Origin of the sequence: Tritonibacter sp. SIMBA_163, from assembly GCF_046535935.1 — a bacterium.
In the GTDB taxonomy this organism is placed as follows: Bacteria; Pseudomonadota; Alphaproteobacteria; order Rhodobacterales; family Rhodobacteraceae; genus Epibacterium; species Epibacterium scottomollicae.
This window is the reverse complement of the sequence record NZ_JAWJBP010000894.1, coordinates 1-253: the sequence shown is the minus strand read 5'-3', so window position 1 is coordinate 253 and position 253 is coordinate 1. Positions and strand designations below refer to the sequence as shown.

The 253-nt window shown below is 49.0% G+C and carries 1 protein-coding gene; it reads left to right on the top strand.

What is annotated here, in order from left to right; all coding sequences use genetic code 11:
• Nucleotides 1–253 (top strand): M3 family metallopeptidase (locus tag R0J92_RS24915; RefSeq protein ID WP_411053657.1); only part of this gene is annotated, 253 nt, incomplete at both ends.

The following is a 253-nucleotide window of genomic DNA, read 5'->3' as shown; positions in this document are numbered from 1 at the left end:
ATCATGCGTCCCCTTCCCGAAGATGCTTTCTTATGCAGCTTTGGACATATCTTTGCCGGTGGCTATGCAGCCGGGTATTACAGCTACAAATGGGCAGAAGTCCTCAGTGCCGATGCCTTTGCAGCCTTTGAAGAAGCGGGCTTAGATGACGATATGGCACTTGCCAAAGTCGGGAAACAATTCCGTGATACGGTTTTAGCTTTAGGTGGATCGCTGCATCCCATGTCAGTATTTAAAGAATTTCGCGGACGAG